General features: G+C 71.3%; 16 protein-coding genes. 13 read left to right on the forward strand and 3 right to left on the reverse strand.

The window, feature by feature from the left end:
- Positions 1-494: 494 nt before the first annotated feature.
- From ACYVNR_RS10115 to ACYVNR_RS10150, 8 genes are all read left to right on the forward strand, one after another.
- Positions 495-1199 carry a hypothetical protein gene (locus tag ACYVNR_RS10115; RefSeq protein WP_461047941.1) on the forward strand — a complete coding sequence of 235 codons (705 nt, stop codon included), beginning with the start codon at positions 495-497 and terminating at the stop codon, positions 1197-1199.
- Positions 1196-1684, forward strand: a complete 489-nt coding sequence (locus tag ACYVNR_RS10120) for a phage holin family protein (RefSeq protein WP_082081111.1) — start codon at positions 1196-1198, stop codon at positions 1682-1684. The genes ACYVNR_RS10115 and ACYVNR_RS10120 overlap by 4 nt, the downstream gene beginning before the upstream one ends.
- Positions 1681-2388, forward strand: coding sequence for a DUF3618 domain-containing protein (locus ACYVNR_RS10125; protein WP_461047943.1), 708 nt, complete (start codon positions 1681-1683; stop codon positions 2386-2388). Before ACYVNR_RS10120 ends, ACYVNR_RS10125 begins: the two co-directional genes overlap by 4 nt.
- A 103-nt stretch (positions 2389-2491) precedes the next feature.
- Positions 2492-2995 (forward strand): DUF4383 domain-containing protein, encoded by a 504-nt coding sequence (locus tag ACYVNR_RS10130; RefSeq protein WP_461047945.1) that lies wholly within the window; start codon positions 2492-2494, stop codon positions 2993-2995.
- 164 nt (positions 2996-3159) lie between these two features.
- A complete protein-coding gene (locus ACYVNR_RS10135; protein ID WP_458800198.1) occupies positions 3160-3885 on the forward strand; it encodes an ANTAR domain-containing protein in 726 nt (241 codons plus the stop codon).
- Between the two features lie 146 nt (positions 3886-4031).
- Positions 4032-5570, forward strand: a complete 1539-nt coding sequence (locus ACYVNR_RS10140) for a molybdopterin-dependent oxidoreductase (protein WP_461047946.1) — start codon at positions 4032-4034, stop codon at positions 5568-5570.
- Positions 5571-5613: 43 nt separating this feature from the next.
- Complete coding sequence (locus tag ACYVNR_RS10145; RefSeq protein WP_461047947.1) at positions 5614-6459, forward strand: molybdopterin oxidoreductase family protein; 846 nt, start codon at positions 5614-5616, stop codon at positions 6457-6459.
- Positions 6459-6941, forward strand: coding sequence for a hypothetical protein (locus ACYVNR_RS10150; protein ID WP_045192649.1), 483 nt, complete (start codon positions 6459-6461; stop codon positions 6939-6941). The genes ACYVNR_RS10145 and ACYVNR_RS10150 overlap by 1 nt, the downstream gene beginning before the upstream one ends.
- A gap of 38 nt (positions 6942-6979) precedes the next feature.
- On the opposite strand, the gene ACYVNR_RS10155 is transcribed toward ACYVNR_RS10150, so the two are convergent.
- Positions 6980-7933: an SDR family NAD(P)-dependent oxidoreductase gene (locus ACYVNR_RS10155; RefSeq protein WP_461047949.1), complete on the reverse strand. Its 954-nt coding sequence runs from the start codon at positions 7931-7933 to the stop codon at positions 6980-6982.
- A gap of 100 nt (positions 7934-8033) precedes the next feature.
- Here ACYVNR_RS10155 and ACYVNR_RS10160 point away from each other — a divergent pair, with 100 nt between their 5' ends.
- The 4 genes from ACYVNR_RS10160 to ACYVNR_RS10175 all read left to right on the forward strand — a co-directional run bounded on the left by ACYVNR_RS10160 (position 8034) and on the right by ACYVNR_RS10175 (position 11396).
- Positions 8034-9632, forward strand: a complete 1599-nt coding sequence (locus ACYVNR_RS10160) for a phytoene desaturase family protein (RefSeq protein ID WP_461047951.1) — start codon at positions 8034-8036, stop codon at positions 9630-9632.
- Positions 9629-10075, forward strand: coding sequence for an SRPBCC family protein (locus ACYVNR_RS10165; RefSeq protein ID WP_458800207.1), 447 nt, complete (start codon positions 9629-9631; stop codon positions 10073-10075). The genes ACYVNR_RS10160 and ACYVNR_RS10165 overlap by 4 nt, the downstream gene beginning before the upstream one ends.
- Positions 10076-10199: 124 nt before the next feature.
- Positions 10200-10616, forward strand: coding sequence for a hypothetical protein (locus ACYVNR_RS10170; RefSeq protein WP_461047952.1), 417 nt, complete (start codon positions 10200-10202; stop codon positions 10614-10616).
- Positions 10617-10697: 81 nt separating this feature from the next.
- Positions 10698-11396: a DUF6766 family protein gene (locus ACYVNR_RS10175; protein WP_461047953.1), complete on the forward strand. Its 699-nt coding sequence runs from the start codon at positions 10698-10700 to the stop codon at positions 11394-11396.
- Positions 11397-11585: 189 nt separating this feature from the next.
- Here the strand turns inward: ACYVNR_RS10175 and ACYVNR_RS10180 are convergent, their stop codons facing one another.
- Both ACYVNR_RS10180 and ACYVNR_RS10185 read right to left on the reverse strand, forming a co-directional pair.
- The gene (locus tag ACYVNR_RS10180; protein WP_461047954.1) at positions 11586-11918 is read right to left on the reverse strand and encodes a hypothetical protein; all 333 of its coding nucleotides are present in this window, start codon (positions 11916-11918) and stop codon (positions 11586-11588) included.
- Between the two features lie 123 nt (positions 11919-12041).
- Complete coding sequence (locus tag ACYVNR_RS10185; RefSeq protein ID WP_045192644.1) at positions 12042-12887, reverse strand: sigma-70 family RNA polymerase sigma factor; 846 nt, start codon at positions 12885-12887, stop codon at positions 12042-12044.
- Positions 12888-13051: 164 nt separating this feature from the next.
- Here ACYVNR_RS10185 and ACYVNR_RS10190 point away from each other — a divergent pair, with 164 nt between their 5' ends.
- Entirely contained in the window at positions 13052-13987 is a 936-nt protein-coding gene (locus ACYVNR_RS10190; protein WP_461047955.1) for an SDR family oxidoreductase, read from the forward strand.
- The last annotated feature ends 49 nt before the right edge of the window (positions 13988-14036 follow it).

Below are 14036 nucleotides of genomic sequence, written 5' to 3' on the forward strand. Positions count from 1 at the left end.
CGGCCGTGGTCGGCGGCTCGGCGTCCATCAGCGCGGTGGGGAGCTGCGCATGCCCTCGGCCAGACCGTCGCTGTGGCGGTGAATCGGTTTGCGAGATGGGCGAAGTCGCGAACTGGAGCATGTCTCGCGCGAGCCGGTCCGTTGTCTCGGAGGGGCACACCGCAACTGGTGTGTCGTACCCGATGTCGCCGAATCCAGATCACGTGTTCGAAGTGGGCTTGAGCCCGACGCCGGTGGGTACCCCAACCCCGTGACAGCACGCCCGCCACGTCGAGCTCGAGAACGGGGCCCGCGAAGGGCGACCGATGAAGGGACAAGGATCCATGACCGAACGACCTTATGAGACAACCGTTCCAGACGACCTGACCTCCGGGACCCCCACGACGTCGGGCCTTGCGACCGGAGGAAACGGGACCACCTCGCTCGGCTCCGCTTCGACGGGCGGCCAAGGATCGTCGTCAACGGCGGCAGCCGCCGCCGAGGAGGCGAAGTCGGTGGCGTCCGACGCGGCCGACAGCGGCCGGCAGGTCGCCGAGACCGCTGCTGCGGGCGCCAAGGACGTCGTCTCCGAAGCCACGACCCAGCTCCGCCAGCTCTTCGACCAGCTGCGATCCGAGCTCGACGGCCAGGCATCCTCGCAGGGCCAGCGCGCCGTGGGTGGGCTCCGCTCCCTGGCGGACGAGCTGCGGCAGATGGCCTCCGGCTCACAGCAGCAAGGCATCGCGGGGGAGGCGGCTCACCAGGCGGCCGACCGCGCGTCGTCCTTCGCCGACTGGCTGGACGGCAAACAGCCCGGTGACGTCCTCGACGAGGTGCGCTCGATGGCACGACGCCGTCCGGGCGCCTTCCTTCTCGGTGCGGCGGCCCTCGGGCTGCTCGGTGGCCGCATGACCCGTGGTCTCACCGCCAGCGGTCCTGACCAGCAGACCTCCGGTCCGGCCGGCTCCGCATCTGGCACGCAAGGTGGCGCGGCTCCCTTCCCGGCTGGCGGCTACTCGAGTGGCGCGGGAGCGCCTTCCACGACCACAGTGGGTCTGACGCCCGACGTGTCCCCGGTGCGTAGCGAGCCGTACACCGTCGGGGTGCGCGACACGGACACCCACGCGATGACCACCGCGACCGACGGCGTGACGGAGGAGCACAGCACCGACCAGACCGATGTCCTGTACGCCGAAGGGGAGAGCGAGGCTCGCCGATGAGCACCGTTCCCCGAGACGAGCTCGGCGGCGGCCTCGGCACGCAGGGCACCTCCTACGCCGGACCCTACGAGGGCGCTCGTGAGAGCTCCCACGAGAAGGCCGAGCACGCCTCCATCGGCGAGCTCGTCGGCGACATCTCCCAGGGCCTCAGCACGCTGATGCGCCAGGAGGTCGAGCTGGCGAAGGCCGAGGTGCGCGACTCCGCCAGACGCGCCGGCAAGGCGGCCGGACAGTTCGGCGCCGCGGCCCTCGCCGGCTGGATGACGCTGCTCTTCCTGTCCATCGCCGTATGGGAGTTCCTGTCCAGCGCCCTCGACAGCCGAGGCTGGTCAGCAGTGATCGTCATGGCCGTCTGGGGCATCGTCGCCGCCGTGCTGGCTGCCGCCGGTCGAAGGAACAGCAAGCAGATCCAGGGACTGCCGCGCACCACCGAGACCGCCAAGAGGGTCCCGGACGCGCTGAAGGGAAACGAGGAGACCTCATGAGCACCGACTACCCGACGACGAACGACCCCGTGACGAACGCACCGATCGTGAGCGAGCCGGTGGTGAACGCACCGTCCGCGAAGGACCCGGACGCCATCCGGGCCGACATCGAGCGCACCCGCGCCGGCCTGAGCCGCGACGTCAACGCGCTCGGCGAGTCGGTGTCTCCGGGACACATCGCCCACCGCCAGGCCGAGAAGGTCAGGGGGCGGGCGAGCCGCCTGCGTGATCACGTCATGGGCAGTGCGTCGGGTGCCGGCGACAAGGCGTCCGACGTCGCCCACGGCGTGGGCGACCAAGCCTCCGGCGTCGCCCACGGCGTCGCCGAAACGGCACAGCAGGCGGGACACAGCGTCCAGAGCAAGGCGCGGAGCAACCCCATCGGCGCCGGCCTCGTCGCTCTGGCGGCGGGTTGGCTGGTCGGCTCCCTGCTCCCCGCGTCGGAGAAGGAGCGCAGGCTCGCGGAGTCGGCCAAGGAGAAGGCACAGCCGGTCCTCGAGCAGGCTCAGTCCACCGTCAAGGACGTCGCCAGCGAGTCGGCGGACCACCTGAAGCAGCCCGCCCAGGAAGCGGTCCAGTCGGTCAAGGAGACCGCGGTCTCGGCCGCTGACGGCGTGAAGCAGCAGGGCCAGCAGGCCGCCAGCGACGTGCGCGACAGCGCCGCCGACTCGGCCTCCTCGGTCAGGGACCAGACCCAGGGCTGAGCGCGCGGCGCCAAGAGCGGAGCAACCTGCGCATCACCGAAGCGCACGGGGCCGCGCGACCGTCGTCGCGCGGCCCCCGTGTCACGGCCGGAAAGGAAATCAGATGGACCGAACGTCACACGCCCGGGCTACCGGTACGGGACGGACCACCCTGCAGGGCGTGGCTCTCGCGGTCGGCATCGTCTTCCTGCTCGTCGGCGTCGCCGGCTTCATCCCGGGCATCACCACGAACTACAACGACCTGAGCCTCGCCGGCCACCAATCGGATGCGAAGCTGATCGGACTCTTCCAGGTCTCCGTGCTGCACAACGTCGTGCACCTGCTGTTCGGCGTCGTCGGCGTGGCCGCCTCGAGGTCGTGGACCGGTGCGCGCCGCTATCTCGTCGGCGGCGGGGCCGTCTACCTCGTCCTCTGGCTCTACGGCCTCCTCGTCGACAAGGAGTCCAGCGCCAACGTCGTCCCGGTCAACGCCGCGGACGACTGGCTGCACCTCGTGCTCGGCTTGGGGATGATCGCCCTCGGTGTGTTCTGGCCCCGACGCCGTCGCCGGATGGCGGGGCACGACGAGGCCCTTCGCCGAGGCCAGCTGCACGGCGACCCGCACTGACCCGCACCTGACCCGCTCTGACCCGCACTTACCGCCCGACGCCCCGGCTCGCCCGGCCAGGCTGGGAAGGACATCCGGCACACGTTAGGGTTGAGGTGGTTCGAACCGGGAGCCACAGACCAGCGGTGCCTCGAGTGCGCCCTCGTGTCCAGGAAAGGGCGGCGATGGACCCTCGCGCGGAGCCGGCCGATCTCGCGTCGGAGTTCGTGGCGCTGAACGAGTACCTCGGTGACGGCAGTGACGGTGCCGACGCCCTCGAGCGCCTCGTGAAGCTCGCCGTCGCCTGGGTGCCCGGTTGCGACTGGGCCGGGGTCACGGTCTGGCCGGTGCAGCGCAACCCGCGCAGCCTCGCCGCGACCGACCGCATCGCCATGACGGTCGACGAGCTGCAGTACGCCCTCGGCGACGGCCCCTGCCTCGTCGCGGCCAAGGAGGACGACCCGGTCCGGATCCCCGACCTCGCCTCGGACGAGAGGTGGCCCGGTTTCAGCCGCCTCACCATCCAACGGACGCCAGTGCGCTCGATCCTCTCCTTCCACCTCGGCGACGACCCGGAACGCAGCGCGCTCAACCTGTACGGAGGGACTCCCCGGGCGTTCGAGGGGGAGGGGCTGATCGCCGGTGCCCTCTTCGCCGACCACGCGCGGGTGCTCCTCATGCATGCGGGCCACGCTGAACAGGCGGCCCACCTCAAGGAGGCCCTCGCCAGCAACCGACGCATCGGGATGGCGATCGGCATCCTCATGAACGTCCACAAGGTCACCGAGGACGAAGCCTTCGCGCTCCTGCGGGCCGCCAGCCAGAACCTCAACGTCAAGCTGCGTCTGGTCGCCGACGACGTCGCGCGCACGGGCGCGCTCCCTCGGACGGCCCGGGACCTCGAGGGCTGACCTCTCGCCGGTCGTCCCCTGGCCTCCTTCCCCGCGACCGAAGAGCCTGTCGAGGGGTAAGCGGGCGTTGACGGGCCGACCGCGGTCCTCACCTGACCGGCCGCTCGCCGACGGCACAGGGTCGACGCCGACAAGGAGGACCGCCCGTGCCCACCGAGGACCGCATCGTCGATGTCTGGGGCGAGCGCACACCGTACGCGAGGGGCGGGCGATGGCCCGTCCGCGTCGACACGCACCTGGCCGACGGCATACGCGATGAGGACGTCGAGCGGTGGGTGCAGACCGCCTCCTCGTTGCACTCCAACGGGGACGCCTTCGACGTGGCCGTCCGTGACGGCCGCATGGTCGGCGTCCGCGGACGGCCCGACGACCGCGTCAACCACGGCCGCCTCGGACCGAAGGATCTCTTCGGGTGGCAGGCGATCCAGTCTCCCGACCGGCTCACTCGACCACTGCTGCGCCGGGACGGCGTGCTCGTCGAGGCCACCTGGGACGAGGCCATGGGCGCCCTCGTCGAGCGGACGCGAGCGCTCCTCGACGAACAGGGACCGAGCGCCGTCGGCTTCTACACGACCGGTCAGCTCTTCCTCGAGGAGTACTACACGCTGGCGCTCGTCGCGCACGGCGGCATCCGCACCAACCACGTCGACGGCAACACCCGACTGTGCACGGCGACGGCGGCCGAGGCACTCAAGGAGTCGTTCGGCAGCGACGGCCAGCCCGGCTCGTACACCGACATCGACCACGCCGACGTCATCGCGCTCTTCGGGCACAACGTGGCCGAGACGCAGACGGTGCTCTGGATGCGCATCCTCGACCGGCTCGCGGGCGACGACCCCCCGAAGCTGCTGTGCGTCGACCCGCGGCCGACACCGGTGGCGCAGGTCGCGACGGTCCACCTGGCGCCGCGGCCCGGCACCAACGTCGCGCTGATGAACGCCCTGCTCCACGAGCTCGTCGCCACCGGCGCGGTCGACGATGACTGGGTGAGCAGCCACACCGTGGGCTACGACGGCCTCCGCAAGGTCGTCGAGCGCTACACGCCCGAGGTCGTGAGCGCGATCTGCGACGTGCCGGCAGACCAGATCCGAGCGGCGGCGCGTCTGCTGGCCGAAGCCGAGGCACTCGTGTCCACGGTCCTGCAGGGCTTCTACCAGTCGCACCAGGCCACCGCCGCCGCGGTGCAGGTCAACAACGTGCACCTCGTGCGCGGCATGATCGGTCGCCCGGGATGCGGCATCCTCCAGATGAACGGGCAGCCGACGGCGCAGAACACCCGTGAGTGCGGTGCGGACGGCGACATGGCGGGGTTCCGCAACTGGAGCAACCCGGACCACGTCGCCGATCTGGCGAAGGTGTGGAACATCGAGCCGAAGCAGATCCCGCACGCCACCCCTCCGACCCACGCGATGCAGATCATGCGCTACGTCGAGGACGGCTCGATCCGCCTGCTCTGGGTGTCGGGCACCAACCCGGCGGTCTCGATGCCCGAGCTGGCCCGGATGCGCGAGATCCTCTCGCAGGACCGGCTCTTCCTCGTCGTCCAGGACATCTTCCTCACCGAGACCGCGCAGCTGGCCGACGTGGTGCTCCCGGCAGCCGCGTGGGGCGAGAAGACGGGCACGTTCACCAACGTCGACCGGACCGTCCACCTCTCGGAGCAGGCGGTCGACCCCTCCGGGTGAGGCGCGTTCGGACCTCGACATCTTCGTCGACTTCGCCCGCCGGATGGACCTGCGGGACAAGGACGGTGGCCCCCTGGTCAAGTGGAGCACGCCCCAGGAGGCCTTCGACGCCTGGCGCGAGTGCAGCCGGGGCAGGCCGTGCGACTACAGCGCCCTCAGCTACGACAGGTTGCGAGACGGCGGGGTGCAGTGGCCCTGCACCGAGGCCGCCCCCGACGGCACCGAGAGGTTGTATGCCGGTGGCGTCTTCTGGGCGTCACCCGAGGAGTGCGAGAGCTACGGCCGCGACCTCGTGACCGGGGCGCCGTTGGAGGCCAAGGACTACCGGGCCCTCAACCCCTTCGGTCGCGCCGTCATCAAGGTGGCCGACTACCGCCCACCGCACGAGATGCCCGACGACGACCATCCGCTCCAGCTGATCACCGGCCGCACCGTCTACCACTTCCACACCAGGACCCGGACCGCCCGTGCACCCGAGCTGCAGGCCGCGGCGCCGGAGGTCTGGGTCGAGCTGTCAGCACACGACGCCACCACCTTCGGGATCGCGGAAGGCGACCTCGCGGAGGTGCGCACGGCACGAGGCGCGGTCCGCGCGAAGGTGCGCGTCAGCGGCATACGCCCGGGAGTGGTCTTCCTGCCGTTCCACTACGGCTACTGGGACACTCCCGAGGGGTGGCGTCCAGGAGAGCACGGCAGGGCGGCCAACGAGCTCACGCTCACGGACTGGGATGCCGCATCCAAGCAGCCGATCTTCAAGACGGCGGCCTGCTCGGTGAGCAAGGTCGCCGACGGGGACGGTTCCCCGTCCCCTGCACCGGTCGGGCTCTCGTCGACACCCGTGACGCCGCGGGCGGCCGTGGTGGACCACTCCGCCGGAGGAGAGCAGTGATGAAGATCGGGATCGTCCTGCGGGACCTGCACCACGACGAGACGGAGCTGGCGAGGACCCTCATGCAACTGGCCGACGAGCACCATGTCGATCATGAGATCCAGCACCTCGGCTATGACCTCGCCGACTGGTCGTTGCGTCACGTGCGCGAGATCGCCCGCGTGGCAGAGCAGTTCGGTGAGAACCTCGAGCCGGCTCCCGACGGGACGCCGCCGCTGGTCGACCGGGCCCGGCGCTGGGCCTCGGAGCGCACGGGTCGTTCCAAGGACGCCGAGCTCGTCATGGTGCGAGACCTCAAGGACGTCTACCTACGGGCCTCGGGCGTGCTCACCGACTGGGAGATGGTCGGCCAGGCGGCCCAGGCGATCGTGCACGACGAGCTCGTCGAGCTGGCGACACGGTGCCAGGCCGAGACGAAGCGGCAGATGACGTGGGCCAACGCGAAGATCAAGGAGGTCTCGACGCAGGCGCTCGTCGTCTGAGCGAGCCAGTCGCCCGCGCACCCGGCCGGCGGTCGGGCTCAGCCGCGGCGGCGCAGCAGGCCCGCCACCGTCGAGAAGGCCGCCCGCGGCCCGGAACCGTGGCCGCCGCCGAGGCGGTTGCCCCCCGGGACACTGCGCTCGACGTTGCCATCCTGCGGCGGCAGGTGGGTCGATGGATCGGAGGCGAAGCGGTCGAAGAGGGGGCCGACCCACGCGTCGTAGACGCGGGGGAGCAGCGTGAAACCGAGACGCGTGACGCCGTCGAACGCACCGCCGTGCACGACCGGTCGCGATCGGTCGAGCGCACGCACGACGACGCGGGCCGCCTTGTCGGCCGACCACACCACGGGCGGTGGACGCCCCGCCGGGCCGCCCACGTACGCTGCCTGCCGGTAGATCGGGGTGTCGACCCCCGGCAGCGACACGTAGGACACGTGCAGCCCGGGGACGTCGCGGTTCTCGAGCGCGGCCTGGCGGGCCAGGGCTCGCACGCCCCACTTGCTCACGGTGTAGGCGCTCATGGTGGGCACGGCGATGTGGCCGATCATCGAGCCGATCAGCACCACGGCGCCGGCGCCCGCGTCACGCATGCCGGGCAGCGTGTGCCGCAGGACGTTCGCCGAGCCGAGCAGGTTGGTGGCGACGACGCCGTCGAACGTAGCGGCCGGCAGCTCGTCCAGCCGGCCGTAGGCGACGACGCCCGCGCTGGACACGACGGCGTCGAGCGGACCCTGCGACGCCGTGAGCTCGCGTACCGCGTTGCCGACAGCGGCGTCGTCGCGCACGTCGACCGCGAGGGCGCCGACCCATGGGGCTCCGACGGCCCGACACTGCTCGGCCGCGCGCTCGAGCGGTCCCTCGCCCCGCGCCAGCAGGGCAAGACGCCGGCCCTGCCGCGCGAGACGGAGAGCCGTGGCCAGCCCCACCCCGCTCGAGGCACCCGTCACGAGGACGAGGGGGCCGCGGGCCGCACCTCCCGATGATGTCTGCACCCTTGTCCCGTGCCCGTCGCGTACCCGCTTCTAACGCGTTTGGTGGCCGGGTGGCCGGGGTAGGACACCAGCGGCAGCGCCCCGCCAGTGAGAGGACGACGTGACGACGACGGACGCCGTGGTGATCGGCAGCGGCCCGAACGGACTCGTGGCCGCCAACCTGCTCGTCGACGCGGGCTGGTCGGTCGTCGTGCTCGAGGAGCAGGATCGTCCCGGCGGGGCGGTCTGGAGCGACGACAGCGTCGCATCCGGTCATGTGCACGACACCTTCAGCTCCTTCTACCCGCTCGCGGCAGGCTCGCCGACGATCGCGGGACTGGAGCTCGAGCAGCACGGCCTGGAGTGGGTGCAGGCCCCGTCGGTCGTCGGGCACTCCTTCCCGGACGGTCGGTGGGGGGTCCTGCACCGCGACCGGCACGACACCGCGACATCCCTCGACACGGACTTCCCGGGCGACGGCGAGGCGTGGCTGCAGCTCTGCGACACGTGGGACCGCGTCGGCGACGACCTCATCCAGTGCCTCCTGACCCCCTTCCCCCCGGTTCGAGGAGGTGCGGGAGTCGCCCGGCAGGTCCTGCGCCCGGGAGGGTTCGAGCTCGTGCGCGAGATGCTCATGCCCGCACGCACCCTCGTCGAGACGCTCTTCGGCGGGGAGGCAGCCCGGCTGCTCGTCGCCGGGAACGCGGCGCACGCGGACATCGGCTTGGAGGCTCCCGGGTCGGGCGCCATGGGCCTGCTCCTCGTCCTGCTCGGCCAGAGCGTCGGCTTCCCCGTGCCCCGCGGCGGTGCCGCGAGCTTCTCGGGCGCGATGGTGCGCCGACTCGAGCAGAAGGGCGGCGAGCTGTGCCTGTGTGAGCCCGCCACGGGCGTACGCGTCGACGGCGGACGGGCGGTCGCCGTGCGCACGCCGTCGCGGGAGATCACCGCGCGACGCGCCGTCCTCGCCGATGTGTCTGCGCCGGCGCTCTACGGCGGTCTCGTGTCGTGGGACCACCTGCCACCCCGGCTGCGCCACCGCATGGACAGGTTCGAGTGGGACCCGTCCACGGTGAAGGTCGACTGGGCGCTGGACGGCCCCGTCCCCTGGGAGAATGCGCCCGACGCCGTGCCGGGCACCGTGCACATCGCCGACTCCCTGGACCAGCTGTCACTGACCGGCGCCAAGGTCGCAGCCGGACTGGTGCCCGAGAGGCCCTTTCTGCTCGTGGGACAGATGGGCGTTGCCGACCCCACGCGCGTGCCGCACGGTGGCGAGGCGCTCTGGGCGTACACCCATGTGCCGCAACGCGTCCGGGGTGACGCCGCCACGGCCGGCGACGGGCTCCCAACCGTGCGCGGCACCTGGGACGACGCCGACCTCGAGGCCATGGCCGAGCGCGTCGAGGCGCGGATCGAGAGCCGGGCCCCCGGCTTCCGCGACCGCATCACGGCGCGACGGGTGCTGGGCCCCAGACAGCTCGAGGCGATGGACGGCAACCTGGTCGGGGGCGCCATCAACGGCGGCACGGCAGGGCTTCACCAGCAGCTCGTCTTCCGTCCTGTCGCCGGCTCCGGGCGGGCTGAGACGCCCGTCCGCAACCTCTACCTGGCCTCGGCCTCGGCACACCCCGGCGGCGGGGTGCACGGCGCCTGCGGCGCCAACGCCGCGAGAGCAGCCTTGTGGCACCACCGAATCCGCACACCATGGAGGCGATCGTGAGCACGACCAAGCGCATCATCCACGCCTCACCCGACCGGGTCTTCGACGTCCTGGCCAACGGGTGGAGCTACAGCCAGTGGGTGGTCGGGGCCTCGCGCGTGCGTGATGTCACGCCGGACTGGCCCGAGGAGGGCGCCGAGATCCACCACTCGGTGGGTGCGTGGCCCCTCCTCATCAACGACCTCACCACGGTCGTCCGCTCGGAGCGGCCCACCCTGCTCGAGCTGACGGTGCGCGCCTGGCCGTCGGGTGAGGGGGTCGTCCGGGTCACCTGCCGTCAGCAGGGTGATGACACCGAGGTCACGATGGAGGAGGACGCCAAGAAGGGCCCGGCGCTACTCGTCCCACGCATCCTGCGCGACGTCGCCCTCGACCAGCGCAACCGGGAGGCGCTGGCGCGCCTGGCGATCCTCGTCGAGCGCGCGGGAGCCGACGTGACGTGACGGACGAGCCGGGGCGTGTGCTGGTCGCCGCGTGCCGCGCCCCGGTCGGACCCCTCGGAAGGGCGCCGATCCCGCGACTTCCACGTCGGAGTTTTGGTCGGTCCGGAGGGGGTATCGATCCTGCGTGATGACGACCCTCCGCAGGGCTGCGGCTGTCGCTGCCGCTCTCATCGTGACACCGGCGCTGACGGCGTGCTCGTCCGTCGACGAGCCGGAGGCCCGGCGGGTCGCCACGGAGTTCGCCCGACTCGCAGGCACCGACCCGACTGCCGCCTGCGCACTGCTGGCGCCGCGCACCCTGGAACAGGTGATCCAGGATGGTGACGGAGACTGCGCCGAGGGACTGCAGTCGGAGTCCCCCCGTCCCGCCTCCACAATCACGTCGGTCTCGGTGGCCATCAACGGTGCACAGGTGGTCATGGACAACCAGGTGCTCTTCCTGGCCCACTTCGACACCGGCTGGAGGGTCACGGCGGCCGGCTGCACCCGCGACGCCGCCGACGACGCCGTGCCCTACCAGTGCAGCGTGAAGGGGTCGTGACGTGAAAGTCATGTTCTGGACCTACGTGCTGGTGATCGCAGCGGGCCTGGTCGCTGCCTTCGCGGTCGGGCTGGCGAGCCGATGAGCAGGCGTCACGAGCTCGGACCACGGGCCGCCTGGCGGCACAACAGCCTGACGATCGTGTTCGGAGTGCTGCTTCTCCTCTTCGTCTTCGGGCAGGCTGTCGCAGGCACGGCCGAGTACAACGAGACAGCGAGGACCGACGGCGTGCAGGAGATCTCGTTCGTCCGCTACGTCGGGTCCTCGTCGTTCATGGTGGACCTCGTCGAGAACTGGCAGTCGGAGTACCTCCAGTTCACGCTGTACATCCTGCTGACGATCTGGCTCGTCCAGCGGGGGTCCTCCGAGTCGAGGAAGCCGGGGGACACCGGGCGGGAGACCGACGAGCAGCAGCTCGTCGGGCGGTTCGCCAGGCCCGACTCCCCCCGCTGGGCGCAAATCGGTGGCTGGCGCCGTGCCGTCTACTCGCACTCCCTCGTGATCACCATGACCGTGGTGTTCGTGTTGTCGTGGCTCGCGCAGGCCGTCACGGGGCATGTTGCCGAGAGCGAGCAGCGAATGCGTGATCTCCTCGACCCGGTGTCTCTGGGCGACTACGTCACCGGTCCCGACTTCTGGTCACGCACCCTGCAGAACTGGCAGTCCGAGATGCTCGCGATCGGCTCGATGGCCGTCTTCGCGATCTACCTGCGAGAGCGGGGATCACCCGAGTCCAAGCCGGTCGGGATGCCGCACGACGTCACGACGGCGGACGAATGAGCGGCCGACAGCGGACGACGGGCCCCGCTTCGTGGGTGCCGGCGTGTCCGGACGTCGCCCCTTTGCGCATGGCCCTGCCGGGCTGCCGCGAGTGCGAGACGGCGGGGAAGGCCGTCTTCGGTCACGGGTTCCGGGTGGGCGTCTCGCGTGGCAGGCGGCTCCACTGGCCCGAGGCGGCCGCGGGCGCGTTCAGGCCTGCCGCCGCGCCCGCGACGACCCACGCGGCTGCGGGCCTGCGCTCTCGCGCCCGGGCTGCTGCACGGGCTGCCTTCGTGGCGCATCTCGTGGCGGCTCGTGGACCGGTCGAGCGTTGAGCCGACCAGACGCGGCGGCGCGGTCCTCGATGACCAGGCGCGCCAAGCGGACGGCCGGTATGCCGGCACGCGAGGCCGCCGCGCGGATCCGGTCGCGCACGTGCTCGGCAGTGAGCTCGCGCTCCGCGGCGAGCAGCCGCGCCGCGCGGGCGACCTCGTCACGGTCGCTGCAGGAGAGTGCGTCTTGCGGGATCGGTGTCGTCCTCACCACGGCCTCGTACCCGGCCGAGCCCGGCTGACCCACGGATCTTGCTGGTGGGCGCTGGAGGCTCCTGCTCGTCGGAGGCAGGTGAGGTCACGACACCTGCCACCGGGCGCGTGGGCCGCCACGCTAGGAGGCAGTCGTCAGCGGGGGTTCCTCGGCGTGGCCCTCGACGGCCCGATCCTCGTCGACGAGGTGGTCGTGCAGGCGCACGGTGATGCGTCGAAGGGTGCGCGAGACCTGCATCTGGCTGATGCCCCGGGCGTCACCGATCTCGCGCTGGGTCATGCCCTCCACGTAGCGCATGAGGAGCAGCTCGCGCTCCTCGTCGTCGAGCTCGGTGAGTGCCTCGGTGAGGCAGACGCGGTCGTCTGCGCTCTCGAGGGCGTGGTCGTCACAGGCCAGGTAGGTCTCCAGCCCGGGCCGGTCGTCGTCGGCCGGGCTGCAGTCGAGCGACAGGGGGCTGAAGCCCGTGGCGGCGACGTCGACCTCTCGCACGTCGTCGAGGGTCGCCCCGAGCGCGTCGGCGACCTGCGCGTCGCTCGGGGTCCGGCCCGACTGCTGCTCCAGCGCGGCCCGCGTCGTGTTGACGTTCGCCCTCAGCTCCTGGAGGCGACGCGGTGGTCGCACGACCCAGCCGCGGTCACGGAACCACCGCTTCAGCTCACCGCTGATCGTCGGCACCGCGTAGGCGGCGAACGACGGTGCGTGGCCGGGCTCGTACCGGCGGATCGCCTTGACGAGCGCCAGACGGGCCACCTGGACGAGGTCGTCGTGCTCGATGCCCCGGCCGTCGTAGCGGGCGGCCATGCGGGTGCACAGGTCGAGGTAGAGCAAGGTGATCTCTTCGACGAGGTGCTCTGCCTCGTGCTCCGAGGCGACGGAGAGTCGTCGGAAGAGCTCGGTGGTCTCGGCGTCACGTTCGGCGAACGACGGACGAAGCTGGGCGGGGTCGGTTGACTCGGAGAACGACATGACACATCTCCCAAGGAATGGGCGACGGAGTCGGCGCTGTCGTTGGACCGCTCGGCCACTTCGACCATTGCACGGATTCGTCTCGTATGCAATGGGAGGTGGCCTCATGAGGGCCGGTCCGGGTGTCCGCTTGCCCCGGCGGAGCGGTGGGTACGGGACCGTGCATGGAGCCCCAACCTCAGGACGAAGGACGCGCCGTGTCAGAGATCGCCGACCGCGCGGAGCAGCTCGTGCGCCACGACGAGAAGGGCGGTTTTCCCGCCCAGCAGCAGGAGCCGCCCGGGCTCACGAGCGAGATGCACCCGGTGCCCGACCACGGCGAGAAGACGTACGTGGGCCACGGGAGGCTCGAGGGCCTGCGTGCCCTCGTGACGGGCGGCGACTCCGGCATCGGGCGCGCGATCTCCATCGCGTACGCCCGTGAGGGCGCGGACGTCGCGATCAGCTACCTGCCGCCCGAGCAGTCCGATGCCGAGGACACTGCACGCCTCGTGGAGGAGGCGGGGCGGTCGTGCGTGCTGCTGCCTGCTGACCTGGTCGACCGGCAGGCGTGTCTCCAGGTGGTCGCCGATGCCGTGCGCGGTCTCGGAGGGCTCGACGTGCTGGTCAACAACGCCGGCTACCACTGGGACCGCGGGCCCAGCGGGCTCGAGGGGCTCCAGCCGGAGCACGTCGAACGCGTGCTCCGCACGAACCTGCACGCCGTCATCTGGCTCTGTCAGGCGGCCCTGCCGCACCTGGGGCCGGGATCGTCGATCATCAACACGACGTCCATCCAGGCCTACGACCCGTCGCCTGCGCTGCTCGACTACGCGGCGACCAAGGCGGCTCTCAACAACCTCACCGTCAATCTCGCGGCGGCACTGGGTCCCAAGGGGATCCGAGTCAACGCGGTGGCTCCGGGTCCGATCTGGACGCCGCTGCAGCCGGCGACCAGGGAGGCGAAGAAGATCGAGACGTTCGGTGCCGACACGCCGCTCGGTCGCGCCGGGCAACCCGGGGAGGTCGCACCTGCCTACGTCTTCCTGGCTTCACCGTCCGACGCGAGCTACGTCTCGGGCACGGTGCTCGGCGTCACCGGCGGTGGCGCCGTGTTCTGATCCGCGGCGGCGCGGGAGGCAGCAGGACGAGCAGGGGCGCCGACCGCGT

This window comes from Terrabacter koreensis, from assembly GCF_054783315.1.